Source organism: Pseudarthrobacter enclensis, from assembly GCF_001457025.1.
Lineage (GTDB): Bacteria > Actinomycetota > Actinomycetes > Actinomycetales > Micrococcaceae > Arthrobacter > Arthrobacter enclensis.
This window is the reverse complement of record NZ_KQ758602.1, coordinates 271,046-287,765: the sequence shown is the minus strand read 5'-3', so window position 1 is coordinate 287,765 and position 16,720 is coordinate 271,046. Positions and strand designations below refer to the sequence as shown.

Genomic DNA, 16,720 nt, shown 5'->3' with positions numbered 1-16,720 from the left:
ACTCCCGCTGCTACTTGGGGCAGCGCAGGTCCGGGTTGTAGGCCGCGAACATGCCGTCCGGGTTGTCCCGCCACACCCACGCGTGGAGTGCGAACGATCCCGGGAACGGGCCATCCTCGAAGTCGATCCCGGCAATCGAGGGCCGGTCCTTGGCGGTCGAGATGAATTCGGCCGCCACCAGCCGGTACCGGCCGTTCCGGTCGGGCATGTACACGAGGACTTCGGGCTTGCGGGCCTGGGTCTTGTCGTCAATGAGTTCCTGCTTCGCGTAATGGAACCCCATCGCTCCCACGCCGGGCTTCTCAATGCACTCGGTGATCTTCTTGTAGCCGTCCGCCTCCGCATTCTTCAGCCAGCGGTAGTCGTCGGTGACATGGCGCAGGACCCTGACCAGCCGGCGCTGGTCGTCGTTGTTGCGCCAATCGTCGCCGTCCGATCCTCCGTGTCCGGACCCGCCGTGGGCAACGGCGGTTCCCGGTGTGAGCCCCAGCGCCAGCACTGCGGCGGCCAGGGACAGTACCCCATTTTTGGTGCGGTTCATTGTTGTTCTTCAACCCCTCTGAGACCGTTGTTCCTCACAGGATGCGCAGCGTGGGCAGTTTCCCCACGTTCGCGGGCTGCCGGCAGGACTCCCGGGGCTGCCGGTGACTGGCCCCGGACGGCTGGGCGCGCCAGTGGCGGGGCGGCGCTTTCAGTATGCTCCCGCGCCGAAACGCGGCGCTACGCTACGGGCCGGTAGTAGGGGGAACCGTGGGGGCGGCGCGGAAAGGCAACCCGGTGCTGCCAACACGGGTGGGACGGTGACCTTTTGGTGGTGTGACAAGACTGCCGGGCGTTGCCCCTGCTACGGTGCCACCACCTTGGTGACAACCCACCGTCGGTACGTACCAACAGATTTGGGGGAGAAATGATGACCAGCTCGAAAGCACTGCGCCCTATGGTTGCAATACTGGGAGGTCTCGTGGCAATCGTCGGAGGACTGACCGCCATCCTGGCCGTTACCGGCCCTCAGCAACTCTTCCTTTTCACGCTTCCGGCAAGCCTGGTCTTGCTGTTGGCCGTGGGCGTGGCAATCGGACTCCAGCGCAGCCGTCGGTGAAGAGAACGGGCGGCAGGTGCGTCCCGTCAGGTGTTCGCCCCGGGCTGACTGACATGGCCAAGGGGAACGGCCGCCGCTCCGCAGACGTGCGTGGACTGGGGCTATTCAAATGGTGCTGCACGTAGACTGGCAGCATGCGGTTGGTGGCAAGCGATATAGACGGAACGATCCTCGGGCACGACGGAAAAATCAGCCCCCGTACCGTCCGCGCATTCCACGCCTGCCGTGATGCCGGCGTCGAGATGGTCTTCGTCACCGGCCGCCCGCCGCGCTGGCTGCACCCGCTCGAGGAGCAACTGGGCCACACCGGCCGCGTCATCTGCTCCAACGGCGCCGTGGTCTGGGACCTCGAGGCCGACCACCTGGTGTCCGCGCAGACCCTCGCCATCGACGCCGTCCTCGAAATCCGCCGCATCATCAAGGAACTCCGTCCTGCCGCGCTGTTCGCCGCCGAAACCCTCACCGGTTTCCACCTGGAGCCCGGTTTCATCGAGAATGAATCCAGTGAACTGCTCTCCCAGTTCACCCCGGCGCCGCTGCGGGACACGCTCTCCGCGGACGACGCCGTCGTGAAATTCCTGGCCATCGTCCGGGAGGGCACGCCGGACGGCTTCCTGGCGGAGGTGGCTCCCGCCGTCGAACACCTTGCGGCCGCCACCCACTCCTCGCCCGGGGTCCCCATGCTGGAGCTGTCGCTCCCCGGCGTGAACAAGGCCGTCACACTGGCCAAGTACGCAGCAGCGCTGGGCATCGACGCCGCTGACGTCGTGGCGTTCGGCGACATGCCCAACGACATCGAGATGCTCCGCTGGGCCGGCCAGGGGTACGCGATGGCCAGCGGCCACCCCGAAGCCATCCGCGCGGCAGGGCAGCAGGCGCCCCATTTCGACGACGACGGCGTGGCCCAGGTCCTTGAGGAGCGGCTCGCTTCCCTGGGGGTACCGCAGTCCTGACGCCAGTGTTCCCGGTCAGCGCCCCGCCGCCGTTTTCACAGGCAGCGCTCACCTGGCGTTCACCTTGGCCCTCTAGCGTGATGCCGGAGGGCAGACGCCTCTCCCGCCGGCTAAGGGGACACGATGGCACGAAGCGCAAAGCACCACACCGTTGACGCACCGCTGCGCCGGGCAACGCCCGCGCCGCACTGGAAGAAACTCCAACAGGGGGACCGGGTCCGCGTCCGGCTCTCGCCCGGCTTCGAGGCCGCGGGCGTGGTGGATGCCATCACGGCGGACCACTCGGCCGTATGGGTGCACCTGGACGGCGGCCGGGGCCGGACCCTGCTGCACTGCGGTGACGCGGTGGAGATCTTCCCGCACGCCGACTGACGCCCGCCCCGCCGCGCCCCCGGCTCCGGTACGCTCGCACTGTGAGCCTGCCGTTCTTCGACCACCCGGACGCCGGCGGCGCCCGGCTTCCCATTGCCATGGCACACCGCGGCTTTTCCATGGACGGGCTGGAAAACTCGATGGCAGCCTTCCGCGCCGCCGTTGACCTGGGCTGCCGGTACCTGGAAACAGACGTCCACACCACGGCCGACGGCGTACTCCTCCTTTTCCACGACTCCACCCTGGACCGGGTGACGGACGGCAGCGGCCCCGTCGCGGACCTGCCGGCCCGGCAGGTGGCCGACGCCCGCATCGCCGGCCGGGAGCCGATTCCCACCTTCGAGGAACTCATCACCGCCCTGCCGGAGGCGAGGGTCAACCTGGACGTCAAGGACTGGAACTCGGTCCGCAGCACCGCCGAGGCCATTGAGCGGCACGGCGTCCACGACCGTGTGCTGGTCACCAGCTTCTCGGACCGCCGGCGCCGGGCGGTGCTGAAGCTGCTCAGCCGCCCTGTCGCGGCGTCGGCCGGGGTGGGGTCCAACGCCCTGTTCACCCTGCTGGGGCCTGTGCTTCCGGGCCCCGCCTTCCGGTGGCTGATGCGGAGGGTCCTGCGCGATGTCCATGCCCTGCAGGTGCCGGTGCGCTACGGTGCGGTGCGGGTGGTGACCCCGGGATTCCTGCGGCGCGCGAACGCCCTGGGACTCACCGTGCATGTCTGGACCATCAACGAGCCCGACGAGATGCGCCGGCTCCTTGAACTGGGGGTGGGCGGCATCGTCACCGACCGCGCGGACCTGCTGCGCGCCGTTTTAGCCGAGCGCGGGGAGTGGCCGGAGCCCCGCTGACTCCGGCCACTCCCGGCCTGCCCGCCGCCGGCAGCGTCCACAGCCGTTGACGACGGCGGCGATTGCGGCAGGCGGTCAGCCGCGCCCGGTGCTGGTGGACGGATCCTGGTCGCCCTCCGAGGGGTCTGCCCGCAGCTCATCTGGGTTCCCTTCGGGAAGTCCACCCGGCCCGGAAACCCGGCCGCCCGCTGCGCCTGCCGCTCCGCCAGGTGCCGTGGCGTCTCCGGCCAGGCCGCCGTCGTCGTCCGCCGAGTCACTGCCCGTCCCGCCGACCGCCGGCCTGTCGGCGTCGCCGCCGAGGGGATTCTCCGAGACCGGCCCCGGGGCCGCTCCGGTCTTCAGGCCCGGCGCCTTCTCTTTCTCCGCCTCCATGGCATTGGAACCCTCGCTCAGGGAGGAATGGACCTCCACGTGGTCATTGGGGTCCGCGGGATCCGGAACGTCCATCTTTTCCGCGGGGTCGGACGTACCCGCCAGGTCCTCCATGGCGTTCTCTGCTGCCTTGCCGATGCTGTCGCCGATTCCCATGACTGCTCCTTCTGACATCGCGTGCCGGACACCCCAGCGGCCGTCCGGGCCTACTCCTCCAGAATTATCAGCATGCTTACAATTAGTCCAGAGCTGGGGTGCCGGACCGCAGCCAGAACGGAAGGACATGGACCGTGAGCAGCTACCACCCGGAGAATGATCCCGCGAACCCGGACCGGCCAGGAAAGTCCGCTGAGGCCCCCGACGTCGGCGCAGCCCAGGGGGACCTGGGGCGTCAGCGCAGCAGCGAAGCGGGGAATTCACCCAATCCGGACCCGGCCGACGGTAACGTTACCGGCCTGGAGCCCGGCGGAGGAGTGCCGCCGGGTGAGACCCCGCCGGCTGAAGGCCAGATGAGCCGGGACCAGGGCCACGAGGAATAGAACGCTGCCCTAGGCGGGTTCGCTGCCCGTCGCGCCGCCGCCGGACCGGTCGGCGAGCTGGCGGTCCAAGCCGTCGGGGTCCAGCTTGGTGTTCCATGATGCCCAGTCCTGCGGGCGCACGGACGGCCGGCCCAGCAGGTAGCCCTGGCCGGCGTCGATGCCCAGCTCGGTGAGGACCTTCAGCTCGCCGACGGTCTCAATGCCCTCGGCCACCAGGGTGGTGCCGATCTGCCCGGTGAAGTCCACCAGGCAGGTGGTCAGGGCGCGCTGGAGCCCGTCGTTGTCCACCCCGCCGAACACGTCCCGGCCCACCTTCAGGAAGTCCGGTCGCAGGTGGACCATGCGGCTCAGCGCGCCCGCGCCGGAGTGGGTGTCGTCAATGGCGATCCGCAGCCCCTTGTCCCGCAGCGGGTTGATGGCGGCAATGAACTGCGCGTATTCCTCGTCCGGGATGGTTTCGGTCAGTTCGAGCACCACCCGGTCAATGGGAAGGTGGATGTGGTCGAACAGTTCGGGAAGCCGCGGGTCCAGACAGGACGTGGGCGAAATGTTCAGGGAGACATACAGGCCGGGCGGCAGGTCCTTCGCGGCCAGGGCGGCGGACCCCAGTGCTGAGAACTCAAGGTTGGCGCCCAGCCCGACGGCCGCGGCCTCGGCGAACCACAGTTCCGCAGCGGCACCGTCGTCGCTGACGAACCGTGACAGCGCTTCGACGCCCACCACGGTCTTGTCCGCCAGCCCGTAGATGGGCTGGAAAGCGGTCATCAGCATCTGGTTGGCCAGCAGCGAGCTGATCCGGGACACGCTGCGGATCGCATCGAGCTGCTCGGCGAGCCTGGGCGGCATGGCATGGGGCGCCAGGCGCATCTCCCGTGCGCTCTCCAGCGTCTCCTCGGTATTCGCGTCACTGCGCCGGGTTTCCAGCAGGTATTCCAGCAGCGCCCGTTCCGGGACGCCCGGATTCTCATCGAGGCTGTTGCTGAGGCGCTGGCGCACGGCGGCTCCGGACGGATCAGTATCCGCCAGGACCGCGGCGATTATTCCCCACGCCTGTACACGAACCGACATTAGCAACGCCCCCAGTTGACGAAGTAATGACCCATTGGCCCATTAATGTTCAATTTCAAAAACGCCTTTAAACGTTAGGCACTGCTGACAACGACAGTTTTCCGCGGTGCCGGAAAACCGTCCCCCGCACGATGATCGTATATCGGGAGGAAAGAAAAGTGCAGTACTTTTACTGCTGCCGGTGAGCGCTTTCCTGCTGGTCAGCAAGCAACGCGGGGATCTCGTGGGGCGGGACGGGCCGGCCGAAGAAGTACCCCTGCGCGCTGAGGCAGCCCAGGTCCCGCAGCATGTCCGCCTGCTCCGCCGTTTCGACGCCCTCCCACACCGCTTCCAGGCCGCAGGCACGGACCAGCTGCAGGACCGCCGAGACCAGGGCCGGTTGGCCCGGGTCAGTGCCCAGCCCGGAAATCAGCGACCGGTCCACCTTGACCCGGTCCACGGGCAGCCGGCGTAGGTAGCTGATGGACGAATAGCCCGTCCCGAAGTCATCGATTTCGATTCCCACGCCCAGCCCCCGCAGGCCCGCCAGCGAGTACCTGTCCAGTTCGTTGCCTTTGACGATGGCAACCTCGGTCAGTTCCAGGACCACCTGTCCGGGCCCGACGCCGGTTTCCTTCAGCACGTTCCGCACGTCCTCGATGAACTGCAGACTTTGCAGGTCCGTGGCGGAGATGTTGATCCGGACAGAGAAGGCTGCGTCCACCAGCCCGGCATCAATCCAGGTCCGCAGCTGCTGCACGGCGGTGCGCAGCACCCAGTTGCCGAGCTCCGAAATCAGGCCTGCTTCCTCGGCCAGGGGGATGAACTCGTCGGGCATGATGAACCCGCGCGTGGGGTGGTTCCAGCGGACCAGCGCCTCCACACCCTCAAGCCGGCGGGTCACCAGGTCAACCACCGGCTGGTAGTAGAGCATCAGCCCGTCATTCCTGATCGCTGCCCGCAGGTCCTCCACCAGCTGGCTCCGGAGCCGGCGCACCAGCAGCAGTCCCGGCTCGAACCGGTGCAGCCTGTTCTGCCCTTCGGCCTTGGACGCGTACATGGCAACGTCCGCCTCCATGAGCATCTCCTCGGGCGTTTGGCCCGGCGCTCCGACGCTCAACCCGATGCTGGCACCGCAGCGGACGCTTTTGCCGGGCAGCTCGATCGGCTCGCTGAGCGCGGCCAGGATCCGGTGGCCCACGATGGCCGCCTGGTCCGGGGACACGGCCGGCATGACGATGGCAAACTCATCCCCGCCCAGCCGGGCCACGACGTCGCTGGAGCGGACGGCGTTCCTGATGCGCTGTCCCACGGTGACCAGGACCTGGTCCCCGGCGGTATGGCCCATGCTGTCGTTGATGGACTTGAACGCGTCCAGGTCCATCAGCAGGATCACCGGGCCCTCCCCGTCCGCGGATTCGGAGTCCAAGGCGGCGCGCAGCGCGTCAATCAAAGCGGACCGGTTGGCCAGGCCGGTCAGGGGATCCTGCATGGCCATCTTCTGCATCTTGAGGTGCGCCTCGTGCAGCATCTGGGTGCGGACCTGCACCCGCTGCTCCAGCTCCTCGTAGATGATCTGCAGGTCCTCGGCCAGCAGGTTGGTGCCCATGATGATCGCGTCCAGCTCATCGCGGGCGGGGGAGACCTCAACGCGGGAGGCGAGGTCGCCGGAGGCGATCCGGACAATATGGTCCAGCAGCTGGGAGAGGCGGGGATCGTTATCCGCGAACATCGGACGGTTCCTTCCCCTGCTCAGTTGGACTGGGTGTGGTCTGCATCAAGGGGGAGGCTGACCGTGACGGTGGTTCCCGCGCCCAGCGTGGAGGCCACATCGATTCGGCCGCCGTGCCGGGCCACGATGTCCTTGGTGATGGCCAGCCCCAGCCCCGTTCCCGGGATGGCGCCGGACATGGCGTTGGAGGCCCGGTAGAACCGGGTGAACACATGGTCGATTTCGTCGCTGGAGATGCCGATCCCGTTGTCCGCCACCCGGACCGTGGCCCAGCGGCTGCCGTCCTCGGCGGCGTGGGATTCGCTGCCCACCTCGATGCGGCCGCCGCTGGGGGTGAACTTGATGGCGTTGGAGACCAGGTTGGTGAAGACCTGCTGGAGTTGAACCTCGTCCGCGAGGATTTCAGGATCCTCCGGGACGGGATCCACCGCGATGGTCACGTTCTGCAGGGTGGCCAGGGGCCGCAACGCGGCAGCCACCAGGTCCAGGGTGTGGCCCAGCCGGACCGGGGTGAGGTGCATCAGGCTGTCGTCCAGGCCGTTGCGGGAAACGCTCAGCATGTCCTCGATCAGGGTGCGTAGCCGCTCAGTATTGCGGACCACGATGTCCAGCATCTGGTGGATTTCGGCGGAACCGCGCTGCTCGGTGCTCTCCTGGATCATGTCCAGGTACGCCATGATGGAGGTCAGCGGGGTCCGCAGTTCATGGTTCACGGTGGCCAGGAAGTCGGTCTTTGCCTTGTCCAGCTGCTGGAGCTGCTTGACCACCTGCTGGAGCTGCTTGACCACCTGCTGCTGGCTGCTGATCAGGTGGCTCTGGATCAGCCCGTGCGCTGCGTTCCCGGCCACGTGCTGGATCAGGCCCAGCTCCGCGCGCGACCATTTCCGCGGCTTTTCCATCGAGGCGATCCAGATGATGCCCAGGGATGAGTTACCCTCGCCCATGGGCACCGCGAGCGTCGAGGCGGCGTTGGCAATGCCCGACGCCGGCGCCTCGCCATCTGCTGCCGTCCCGCCGGCCGCGCGTCCCCCGCCCGGTTCGGAATCGTCCGCGTCCCCCGCGTCCGTGGAGAGCGTCTCGGCCCCTGCCCACAGAAGGTCGGCGGTGCGGCGCGCGGAGTCCTCGTCCGGCAGGTCGTCGTCGGACAAGGGTGCGAGGCCGAAGGCGGACCATGCGGCGGTGATCCGCGGGACCCGGCTGTCCTCGAAGGTTTCCAGCCGGACGTGGTCCGCTTTGAAGGTCCTGCCGAACCCCTCCACCACGCAGCGTGCGATTTCCTGGGGATCGTTGGTGGCACGGACCGCCGCCGAGACGAGCCGGAGCTGTTCGCGCAGGGCCTCGGCGTCCTGCCGGGAAGCCCGCCGTCGGGCCACCTGGTCGATCAGGGCCCAGGTGCGGTGCACCAGTTCGCGCGGCGAGGTGGGCTTGGTGATGCAGTCATGGATACCGGGCGGCCGCACGGATGTTTCAGCAGGATCGTCAAGGTCAACGAGGACCAGCAGCGGCGCTTCGGAGTCAAGGCCGGAGAGGAGGGAGGCGTCCGCTACGACCGCGGCGGCCTCGTGGCAGGACAGCAGGGCGGCAAGCCGGGCACCATCGCTGGCGGCGTGCACGGCATAGCCGGCACCGCGCAGGGCCGCAACGTTGTCAGCCAGCCTTCCGGCGTCGGGGTCTGCCACAACGACGGTGCGGGGCGCGCTCGAAACTTCAGGCGTTTCAGCCGCCACTACAACCCCTTCCCTCCCAGTTGAGTACATTGTAGGGGGATGAGGGGCCTGCGGCTCCAGAAAGAACGTGCGGGAGGACAAAGTGACGCAGCAGCCGGAGGGGCAGGATAAAGGCCATCTCAGCCTGGACGGGGACGGCGTCCTCCAGCTCCTGTGGCCGCGCGGGGCATCCATCAGCGAAGCCGACGCCGAAAGCGCCATGGCCAGGGTGAACGAGATGTGCGGACCCACCCGGCGGCCCATGCTGGTGGACATGGCCACCACGGAGAAGGTTAGCCGCGGAGCCCGGGCCGTCTTCGGCCGCCCCTGCCAGGCATCCCGGATCGCCCTCCTGGGATCGTCGCCGGTGGACAAGGTCATGGCCAACTTCGCCCTCGGCGTCACCCGCCTGCCCTGCCCCACCCGCTTCTTTACTTCCAGGGCCGAAGCCATGGCTTGGCTGACCCGCGAAGCCTGACATATACGGCCCGGATAGTTGCCCCAGGACATATGGTTGGGACGTGCCTAACCCAGCGAAGCCCGAAATGTCCGCCTGGCGGAAGTACCTCCTGTTGCCCAGGCTCATCCGGCTTTCCCGTTCGGCGCCCAAGGACCGCCCCCTGGCCTGGGACCGCTACTGGGCCGGGATCACTTCCACCGGGCCCGGCGGAGAGGTGCTGTGGGACGCCGGGACGGACCATGAATTCCTGGGCTACCGCGACATCCTCCTGCGCCACCTCGACCCCATGCTGCCGGTGGTGGACGTGGGCTGCGGACACGGCAGCTTCACCCGCTCGCTGGCCGGCATCTTTTCCGAGGCCATCGGCGTTGACATCTCCCGGCACGCGGTGACCCGCGCCGCGGACGAATCCGCCGGCATCGGCAACATCCGCTTCGACATCCGGGACATGACGGCGCCCGGGGCTGCAGCCGGCCTGGTGGACGGCCCCGCCAACGTCTTTGTCCGGGGTGTGCTCCACGTCCTGACGCCGGAGGACCAGGCGGCCCTGGCGGAGAACCTGCGGGTCCTGGCGGGGGACGAGGGAACCGTCTTCCTTGCCGAGACCAACTTCCAGGGCAACCCCGTGGAGTACGTGACCCACCTCGGTGCCACCCGCCACAGCATCCCCGCACCGCTGGAACGCGCCATCAGGGGCCTGCCCATGCCCGGCCACTTCGGGCCGAAGGAGCGTTCGCTGGCGCTTCCCCCGGCAGCGTGGGACCTGTTGGAGGAGGGAGCCGTGGCCATCGAAACGAACCCGGTCACCGGCGTCGAGCGCCAGAGCCGTGTGCCGGGGTACGTGGCTGCCCTCCGGCCCCGCCGCGAGTCCGTCCAGGCCTCGTCTCCCCAGGCGGAAGCCGGGTACTGAACGGGCCGTCCGGGTTCCCGGCAGCATGTGGTTTACCGCCGAAACCCCGCCTTCCCCTTGACACCGGGTCCGGCCCGGATGCTACATGGTAAGTAGACTTACTAGTTAGCTGGAGCTGGGAAAGCAGGGAAGGAAGGGCCGTATGGCAGCGGACAAGGACAGCACCAGGGGCAGTGGCGATGCCGGGAGGCATGACGACCTGGGCCCCGGGCCTGACGACGGAAAGATCCGCCAGGGACCGGAGTCCTCAAAATCCTTGAAGTACTCCCAGGAAGTCACTTCCCCCGAGGACGAGCCCGAGCGTGAGGGCCGCAGCCTGGCCACCACGTACCACGAAGTCATCAGGCAGTGGGCCGAGGAACGCGAGGGCGTCCCCGCCACGGTGGAAGGCACCGAACATGGCGACCACCTCGGAGTGCTCCGCATCGACTTCGGCGGCGGAAATGACAAGCTCCGCCACATCAGCTGGGACGAATGGTTCGATACCTTCGACTCCCGCAAGCTCAACTTCATCTATCAGGAACAGCGCAGCGACGGGCAGCAATCGAATTTCTTCCGGTTGGAGAACCCCAACCGCGAAGACGCCTAAGCCGCACCCGCATCCCCTGGCCCCCGCGGCACCGGAACACCTCCCGGCGCCGCTCGGGCGACGGCGGATGCAAGACCCACAGGAACCCATCACATGCGAGAAATCATCCCCTCCGGCACCCTTCGCGGGATGCTGCTGCCGCCCACTTACGGCCGGCACGTCACCGACGCTACGGCGTTCACAGTCCTTTCCGTGGAGATCTGGGCCACCGGCCTGGTGGTCAACATCCAAGTGGCCGCCGACGGCGGGCGCCAGCCTGACATCATCCTCCAGGACCACTTCGGTACGGAGTACACACTTCAGGATTCCGCGGCCCTGGGCTCGCGTGTCCTGCAGGTGTTCACCCCGTCCGTTCCGCCCGGAACCAGGAGCCTGACCATCCGCTCCGCTGACGGAAGCGGCCGGCCCGTGGTGACGTTCGCCGTGCCGCTGATGTCCGTGCCGGACACAGCGGACATGGCCGGTGACGCAGGCGGCCAGGAAGCCGGGAGCCTGGAAGCCGGCTACCCGCCGGAGCTTCGCCGCCCCGCCTGAGAAGACGCCCGCCCGTACCTGCCGCCGCCCCGCCTCCGGCAGCCCCGCCGGCACCGCTCCACTGACCGAAAGGCCCTGATGAAGGACACCCGAACGTTCCAGCCCGCCACCGCCATCGTCACCGGCTCCGACTCGGGAATCGGCAAGGCAGCCGCCGTCGCCCTGGCCCGCGCGGGGCTGGATGTCGGCATCACCTGGCACTCGGACAAAGCCGGGGCCGAGGGGACCGCGGACGAGGTCCGCGCGCTGGGCCGCAAGGCTGTGATCCGGCAACTCGACACCACGGACCTGGATGCCGCCGCGGGCGTCATCGACGGCCTCGCGGATGAACTCGGCGGCCTCGACGTCTTCGTCAACAACGCCGGTTCGGGTGATGACACCAAGTTCCTGGACCTCGACCTCAAGACCTGGATGCGGACCCTGGACACCAACCTCAACGGCGCGTTCGTATGCCTGCAGGCCGCCGCCCGGCGCATGGTCGCAGCCGGAAATGGCGGCCGCCTGGTGGCAGTCACCAGTGTGCACGAGTCCCAGCCGCGCGTCGGAGCGTCCGCCTACGATGCTTCAAAGCATGGCCTGGGCGGCCTGATGAAGACACTTGCCCTGGAGCTCGCCGAGCACGGAATCACCGCCAATTCGGTGGCTCCGGGCGAGATCGCCACTCCCATGACCGGGCAGGAAGACGAGGACCCGGCCACAAAGGACCGGCCGGGTGTGCCGCTGGGACGTCCCGGTGACGCCCGGGAAGTGGCCGCCGTGATCGCCTTCCTCGCCTCTCCGGCCGCCAGCTACGTGAACGGTGCGTCCTGGGCTGTGGACGGCGGCATGCTGCAGATGGGTCCGCAGGCAGGCTCGCACATTACCGGCCATGACTGGCGGGAGAGTTAAGGCGTCCGCGCCGGCAGGCGGCTGGGAACGTCCGTATTACGGAGCAGGCAAGCGCATTCCAGTTAGCGGCTGGCATGATGGACCGCATGCGCATCCTGATCGCCCCGGACAAGTTCAAAGGCTCCCTCACGGCCGCTGAAGCAGCAGCCGCCATCGCCGAGGGCGCACTGCGCGTGTACCCCGACGCCGTGGCCACGCAGTTTCCCATTGCCGACGGCGGCGAAGGCACCCTGGAAGCGGCCGTGGCGGCCGGCTTCGAGGAACGCCTGAACGCCGTGGTGGGACCCATCCTTGCGCCCCTCGGTGCGGCCTGGGCCATCCGCAAGGACGACGGCGGCAGTGTCGCCGCCGTGATTGAAACCGCGCAGGCCTCCGGCCTGGCGGACATGGAACCCACCCCGGAAAATGCCCTCCGTGCCCACAGCTACGGCTGCGGTCAGCTGATCGCCGCTGCGCTGGACGCGGGCGCCACCGAGATCGTGCTGGGCCTTGGCGGCTCGGCCATGTCCGACGGCGGCAGCGGCGCGCTGCGTGCCTTGGGACTCAAACCGCTTGACCGCGCCGGCAATGTGGTGCCTCTGGGCGGCGGCTCCCTGGCCGACGTCGTCTCCCTGGACACCAGCGGGCTGGACCCGCGGCTGGCGGCGGCTACGTTCCGCATCGCCGTGGATGTCCGCAACCCGCTCTACGGTCCCAACGGCGCGGCCCACGTCTTCTCTCCCCAAAAGGGAGCCGACGCGGAAGGCGTGGAACTGCTGGACGCCGGACTGCGCAACTGGGCATCGGTCCTGCGCGAAGCCACGGGCCGGGACGTCAACGTACCCGGCGCCGGGGCAGCCGGCGGCTTCCCGGCGTCGTTCCTTGCCTTCACCAATGCCGCCCTCGAGGGCGGGTTTGCGCTGGTGGCCGGCCTGACAGGGCTTGCCAAGGAGCTGGCCGAAGCGGAGCTGGTGATCACCGGTGAAGGATCCATGGATTCCCAGTCGCTCACCGGCAAGGCCCCCATCGCCCTCGCCGACGCCGCCCGGGAACGGGGCATCCCCGTGATCGTCGTGGCGGGGCGGATCCTGGTGACCATGGAAGACCTCACCGGGCACGGGGTGGTTGCCGCCGCGCAGCTGCTGGACGTGGCTCCCAGCCCGGAAGAGGCCATCGCGAACGCCGCCAAGTACCTTGCGTGGGCAACCAGCCAGGTCCTCGAGGGCGCCTAGCATTTCTCCGGCCCGGCAGGGATGGGCTTAGTGGGCACCCACCCTGACCGCATGGTCCACCGCGGCCTCCGCGCCCTGGGTCCAAGGGCTTCCATGTCCCGTCAGGACGGTGGCCGCGCCGGTGGCCGCGATCACGTCCAGTGATCTCAGTGCCTGTCCGGTGTCCTTGGTGGCCGCCGACGCCACGATCTGCGGGCCGCTTCGCCCTGTGTAGGGGTCCAGGGTAACGACGGCGTCGCCGGCAAGCACGGCATTCCGCTCCGGAAAGTGCAGGATGCAATGCCCGTCGGTGTGCCCGGGCGTGTGGATGGCCACCGGGCGGCCTGGAACCTGCAGCCTGACGCCCGTGTCCAATGGCCGGGTGTCGCCGACCCCCTTGACCTTGAACGCCCCCGCAGCGGCCATCCGGGCCAGCAGCGGAACGGACCGCGGGTGGGCCAGCGGATACAGGAAGCGGTTCCGCTGCGGCTTGTAGCGGTAAGGGTGCGCCGCAAGCCGCGTGTCACCCGGGTGCACCAGCACCGGGACGTTCCATTCGCGGTGGGCGCGCAGGGCAAAGCCGACATGGTCGAAGTGGCCGTGGGTCAGCACCACAGCGCGCACGTCAGCTGCCCGGCGGCCGCACGCGCTGAGGAGTTCCTGCAGCATCGGCCACATGCTCGGCAGCCCGGCATCCACCAACGTCAGCCCGTCGGAGTCCTCCACCACATAGCAGTTGACGTGCGCGTGGCTGATGAGGTGGATTCCGTCAGCAACGTTGCGGGTGATCACCGGATCAACCGACGAACGGCTTGTTGCGGCGGCGGTTCCACAGCAGCACCGCGATGAGCACCACCACCACGATGCCGCCGATGATCCACGGCGCATAGTTCACGCGCGTGGATTCGTTCTCCGTGGACTCCCCGGTGCCGGGGTTGGCCGGCCCCGTGGATGAGGTGTCGCCGGGAGACGGGGTGGGGGTGTTCCCGGCAGGCAGTGACATTGCCACGGATCCGGTGGCGGATCCGGCCGTGGCCGGCGGGGACGCGATGGCCGTGCCCGCGGAGACGGCCGGAGCGGCCGCCAGCAGCAGTGCCAGCAGGATGGTTTTCAGTGTGTTTCCCATGAGGTTCCTCTCAGGTCCGGCTCAGGCGCCGGTGTCGTAGTGCGGCTCGGCGACAGGCTTGGACTCCGGGGAGCCTTTCTGCCGCAGGTAGACGGATGCTCCCACCAGGACGGCGACGGCGAGGAACTCGCTCTGCCAGTTCTGGAAGGACTCAAACCAGAAGCGGCTGGTGCCCAGGTACTGCAGGAACGTCACGGTGGGCTGGCCATGGCTTTGCTGGTCCTCGTTGTACGCCTCCGTACCGCCCACCCCGTGCATGGTGAAGGACGCCAGGAACAGGGCGAACAGGAGGATGGAGAGCGAATGGTTGTAGAAAGCCAGCGCCGCGCCGCCGCGCCTTACAGGCCATGGTGTGGCCTTGCTGATGGCCGCGTCCCGGGGGTCCTCGTCCTGTGGAGCCTTCTTGCCCATCGGCTTTGACTCGGAAGAGCCCTTTTGGAACAGGAAGATGGTCAGCACCACGTACATGGCCATCTGCAGGAACTCCGACTCCCAGTTTTCGAAGGTGGCTTCCAGGAATTCACCGGTGGCCAGGAACTGGAACACGGTGACGGCGGGCTCGCCGTGCGCCTGCTGGTCCTCGCTGTAGGAGGCCGCCCCGGACAGGATCATCCCGCCAAAAAAGGCCAGGAACAGGGCTACGTTCGCCAGGAGCAATCCGTGCTCTTTAGCCCACTTGCGCATCTTCTTACTCCTTCCCTAGAGCTTCCGCCCGAGTTTGCCGGCGGCCGCCTTGCGGTTGAGGTGGATGGGGACGTAGACCAGCAGGACCACCATCACCGCCATCAGGCTTCCCCCTGCCGTCAGGCCCGCGGTGCGCCCGGCCGTGACGTCGAAAACGAGGGCGGCCGTGCCGGCGCTGAGCAGGGCGATGCCGCCCAGGGCGATCTTGGTCAAGCCGTCCGCACTGGACACCAGGGTTTCCTTCAGGCGTTTCCGGAACAGCCGCCGGTGCACGCTGACGGGAAGCAGGATCATAGCCGTGGTCAAGGCAGCCACCACCACGTTGGCCAGGTACAGGTTCACCTGGAACTCGTCCAGGTCCTCGAAGCGGGACTGGAAGGGCAGGGTCAGCAGGAAGCCTGCAAGGATCTGCACGCCGGTCTGCAGCACGCGGAGCTCCTGCAGGAGCTCGGCCCAGTTGCGGTCCAGCTGTTCCTCGCGGGTTTCATTCCGCCCGGTCCTGCCGGTGTAATCCTCCACTTCGGACATCGTTGCTCCCTCCCGTGCGGCGGCCCGTGGTTCCTCTCCTGTTCTTCACCTACCCAGAAAAGGGCGGACGTTGCGCCGGCACCAGTATTTGATAAGTTTACTGATGATTGGCTCTGAACGGTGGACTTGGTTCCACCGGGGGGATAGCGTCGAAGAGCCGGTGCACCGGCGAAGCTCTTCGGAAACCGACGATTGAGTAGGCGGACTATGAGCGGCACTGACAAGCAGGAAACAGGCAAACAGACAGACCAGCCCAAGGACCCGCGGGGCGGCTACCACTCGGGTCCGTTCCCGGAGCAGGAACAGAAGCAGCCGGGGCTGACAGCTCCCATGGACCCCAAACCGGACCACGGCGAGGCCTCGTATGAGGGCAACGGAAAGCTTGAAGGCAAGGCGGCGCTGATTACAGGCGGCGACTCCGGAATCGGCAAGGCAGCGGCCATCGCCTTCGCCCGCGAAGGCGCCGACGTCGCCATTTCCTACCTGCCGGAAGAGGAAGACGACGCCCGGGACACCGCGGAGTGGATCCGCAAGGCCGGCCGCCGCGCGCTGCTCCTGCCCGGGGACGGGCGCGAGGAGGAATTCAGCACCCGGATCGTGGAGGACACGGTGCGCGAATTCGGTCGCCTTGACGTGCTGGTGCTGAACGCGGCGTACCAGAAGAACCGTGAAGGCCTGGAGACACTCCCCACCGAAGAGTTCGACCGGGTGTTCAAAACCAACCTGTACTCGCTCCTGTGGTCGGCCCGTGCGGCGGTGCCCCACCTGAAGCCGGGCGCGTCCATCATCACCACCGCGTCCATCCAGGCCTTCAACCCCTCGCCCGGGCTGATCGACTACGCCATGACCAAGGCTGCCCAGGTGGCCTTCACCAAGGCCCTGGCCCAGGAACTGGGGCCGAAGGGCATCCGGGTCAACGCCGTTGCACCCGGGCCCATCTGGACTCCGCTGATCCCGGCCACCGAATGGCCGGACAAGCTGCCAAGCTTCGGCCAGGACACGCCCCTTGAACGTGCCGGCCAGCCGGCCGAGCTGGCGGCAGCCTATGTGCTGCTGGCCTCCGAGGACGGCTCCTACATCTCCGGGGCGGTGCTTCCGGTGACCGGAGGCAAGGGCCTCTAGCCTTCACGACCATCTCATCCG

At 67.9% G+C, this 16,720-nt stretch carries 21 protein-coding genes; 12 read left to right on the top strand and 9 right to left on the bottom strand.

The window, feature by feature from the left end; genetic code table 11:
- Nucleotides 1-10: 10 nt before the first annotated feature.
- The gene (locus AS031_RS11810) at nucleotides 11-541 is read right to left on the bottom strand and encodes a hypothetical protein (RefSeq protein WP_058268341.1); all 531 of its coding nucleotides are present in this window, start codon (nucleotides 539-541) and stop codon (nucleotides 11-13) included.
- Nucleotides 542-961: 420 nt separating this feature from the next.
- Here AS031_RS11810 and AS031_RS19950 point away from each other — a divergent pair, with 420 nt between their 5' ends.
- From AS031_RS19950 to AS031_RS11795, 4 genes are all read left to right on the top strand, one after another.
- Nucleotides 962-1,099 (top strand): hypothetical protein, encoded by a 138-nt coding sequence (locus AS031_RS19950; protein ID WP_158505828.1) that lies wholly within the window; start codon nucleotides 962-964, stop codon nucleotides 1,097-1,099.
- A gap of 134 nt (nucleotides 1,100-1,233) precedes the next feature.
- Nucleotides 1,234-2,052: a Cof-type HAD-IIB family hydrolase gene (locus AS031_RS11805; protein WP_058268340.1), complete on the top strand. Its 819-nt coding sequence runs from the start codon at nucleotides 1,234-1,236 to the stop codon at nucleotides 2,050-2,052.
- 123 nt (nucleotides 2,053-2,175) lie between these two features.
- Nucleotides 2,176-2,424, top strand: coding sequence for a hypothetical protein (locus AS031_RS11800; protein WP_058268339.1), 249 nt, complete (start codon nucleotides 2,176-2,178; stop codon nucleotides 2,422-2,424).
- 41 nt (nucleotides 2,425-2,465) lie between these two features.
- A complete protein-coding gene (locus AS031_RS11795) occupies nucleotides 2,466-3,272 on the top strand; it encodes a glycerophosphodiester phosphodiesterase family protein (protein ID WP_058268338.1) in 807 nt (268 codons plus the stop codon).
- Between the two features lie 75 nt (nucleotides 3,273-3,347).
- On the opposite strand, the gene AS031_RS11790 is transcribed toward AS031_RS11795, so the two are convergent.
- Nucleotides 3,348-3,800 carry a hypothetical protein gene (locus AS031_RS11790; RefSeq protein WP_058268337.1) on the bottom strand — a complete coding sequence of 151 codons (453 nt, stop codon included), beginning with the start codon at nucleotides 3,798-3,800 and terminating at the stop codon, nucleotides 3,348-3,350.
- A 134-nt stretch (nucleotides 3,801-3,934) separates the two neighbouring features.
- Between AS031_RS11790 and AS031_RS11785 the strand changes: the two genes are divergently transcribed.
- Nucleotides 3,935-4,183: a DUF6480 family protein gene (locus AS031_RS11785; protein ID WP_058268336.1), complete on the top strand. Its 249-nt coding sequence runs from the start codon at nucleotides 3,935-3,937 to the stop codon at nucleotides 4,181-4,183.
- Between the two features lie 9 nt (nucleotides 4,184-4,192).
- Here the strand turns inward: AS031_RS11785 and AS031_RS11780 are convergent, their stop codons facing one another.
- The 3 genes from AS031_RS11780 to AS031_RS11770 form a co-directional block, all read right to left on the bottom strand.
- Nucleotides 4,193-5,251, bottom strand: coding sequence for an EAL domain-containing protein (locus AS031_RS11780; RefSeq protein ID WP_058268335.1), 1,059 nt, complete (start codon nucleotides 5,249-5,251; stop codon nucleotides 4,193-4,195).
- Nucleotides 5,252-5,420: 169 nt separating this feature from the next.
- On the bottom strand, nucleotides 5,421-6,962 hold the full coding sequence (locus AS031_RS11775) for a putative bifunctional diguanylate cyclase/phosphodiesterase (RefSeq protein WP_058268334.1): 1,542 nt from the start codon (nucleotides 6,960-6,962) through the stop codon (nucleotides 5,421-5,423).
- A 20-nt stretch (nucleotides 6,963-6,982) separates the two neighbouring features.
- Nucleotides 6,983-8,689: an ATP-binding protein gene (locus AS031_RS11770; protein ID WP_058268333.1), complete on the bottom strand. Its 1,707-nt coding sequence runs from the start codon at nucleotides 8,687-8,689 to the stop codon at nucleotides 6,983-6,985.
- 82 nt (nucleotides 8,690-8,771) lie between these two features.
- On the opposite strand from AS031_RS11770, the gene AS031_RS11765 reads away from it, so the two are divergent.
- The 6 genes from AS031_RS11765 (at nucleotide 8,772) to AS031_RS11740 (ending at nucleotide 13,260) form a co-directional block, all read left to right on the top strand.
- Nucleotides 8,772-9,146, top strand: a complete 375-nt coding sequence (locus AS031_RS11765) for a SpoIIAA family protein (RefSeq protein WP_058268489.1) — start codon at nucleotides 8,772-8,774, stop codon at nucleotides 9,144-9,146.
- Between the two features lie 67 nt (nucleotides 9,147-9,213).
- On the top strand, nucleotides 9,214-10,038 hold the full coding sequence (locus tag AS031_RS11760; protein WP_058268332.1) for a class I SAM-dependent methyltransferase: 825 nt from the start codon (nucleotides 9,214-9,216) through the stop codon (nucleotides 10,036-10,038).
- Between the two features lie 142 nt (nucleotides 10,039-10,180).
- Nucleotides 10,181-10,627: a hypothetical protein gene (locus AS031_RS11755; RefSeq protein ID WP_218918358.1), complete on the top strand. Its 447-nt coding sequence runs from the start codon at nucleotides 10,181-10,183 to the stop codon at nucleotides 10,625-10,627.
- 93 nt (nucleotides 10,628-10,720) lie between these two features.
- Complete coding sequence (locus tag AS031_RS11750) at nucleotides 10,721-11,161, top strand: hypothetical protein (RefSeq protein WP_058268331.1); 441 nt, start codon at nucleotides 10,721-10,723, stop codon at nucleotides 11,159-11,161.
- A 78-nt stretch (nucleotides 11,162-11,239) separates the two neighbouring features.
- Nucleotides 11,240-12,049, top strand: a complete 810-nt coding sequence (locus AS031_RS11745) for an SDR family oxidoreductase (RefSeq protein WP_058268330.1) — start codon at nucleotides 11,240-11,242, stop codon at nucleotides 12,047-12,049.
- 86 nt (nucleotides 12,050-12,135) lie between these two features.
- Entirely contained in the window at nucleotides 12,136-13,260 is a 1,125-nt protein-coding gene (locus AS031_RS11740) for a glycerate kinase (protein ID WP_058268488.1), read from the top strand.
- Nucleotides 13,261-13,287: 27 nt separating this feature from the next.
- Here AS031_RS11740 and AS031_RS11735 read toward each other — a convergent pair whose 3' ends face one another.
- The 4 genes from AS031_RS11735 to AS031_RS11720 are packed head-to-tail and all read right to left on the bottom strand — an operon-like array spanning nucleotide 13,288 to nucleotide 15,577.
- Complete coding sequence (locus tag AS031_RS11735; RefSeq protein WP_058268329.1) at nucleotides 13,288-14,031, bottom strand: MBL fold metallo-hydrolase; 744 nt, start codon at nucleotides 14,029-14,031, stop codon at nucleotides 13,288-13,290.
- A gap of 4 nt (nucleotides 14,032-14,035) precedes the next feature.
- Entirely contained in the window at nucleotides 14,036-14,365 is a 330-nt protein-coding gene (locus AS031_RS11730) for a hypothetical protein (protein ID WP_058268328.1), read from the bottom strand.
- Between the two features lie 21 nt (nucleotides 14,366-14,386).
- Nucleotides 14,387-15,049, bottom strand: a complete 663-nt coding sequence (locus tag AS031_RS11725; RefSeq protein ID WP_058268327.1) for a DUF6766 family protein — start codon at nucleotides 15,047-15,049, stop codon at nucleotides 14,387-14,389.
- Nucleotides 15,050-15,064: 15 nt separating this feature from the next.
- Entirely contained in the window at nucleotides 15,065-15,577 is a 513-nt protein-coding gene (locus AS031_RS11720) for a DUF6328 family protein (protein WP_058268326.1), read from the bottom strand.
- Nucleotides 15,578-15,784: 207 nt separating this feature from the next.
- Between AS031_RS11720 and AS031_RS11715 the strand changes: the two genes are divergently transcribed.
- The gene (locus tag AS031_RS11715; RefSeq protein ID WP_058268325.1) at nucleotides 15,785-16,699 is read left to right on the top strand and encodes an SDR family oxidoreductase; all 915 of its coding nucleotides are present in this window, start codon (nucleotides 15,785-15,787) and stop codon (nucleotides 16,697-16,699) included.
- Nucleotides 16,700-16,720: the final 21 nt, after the last annotated feature.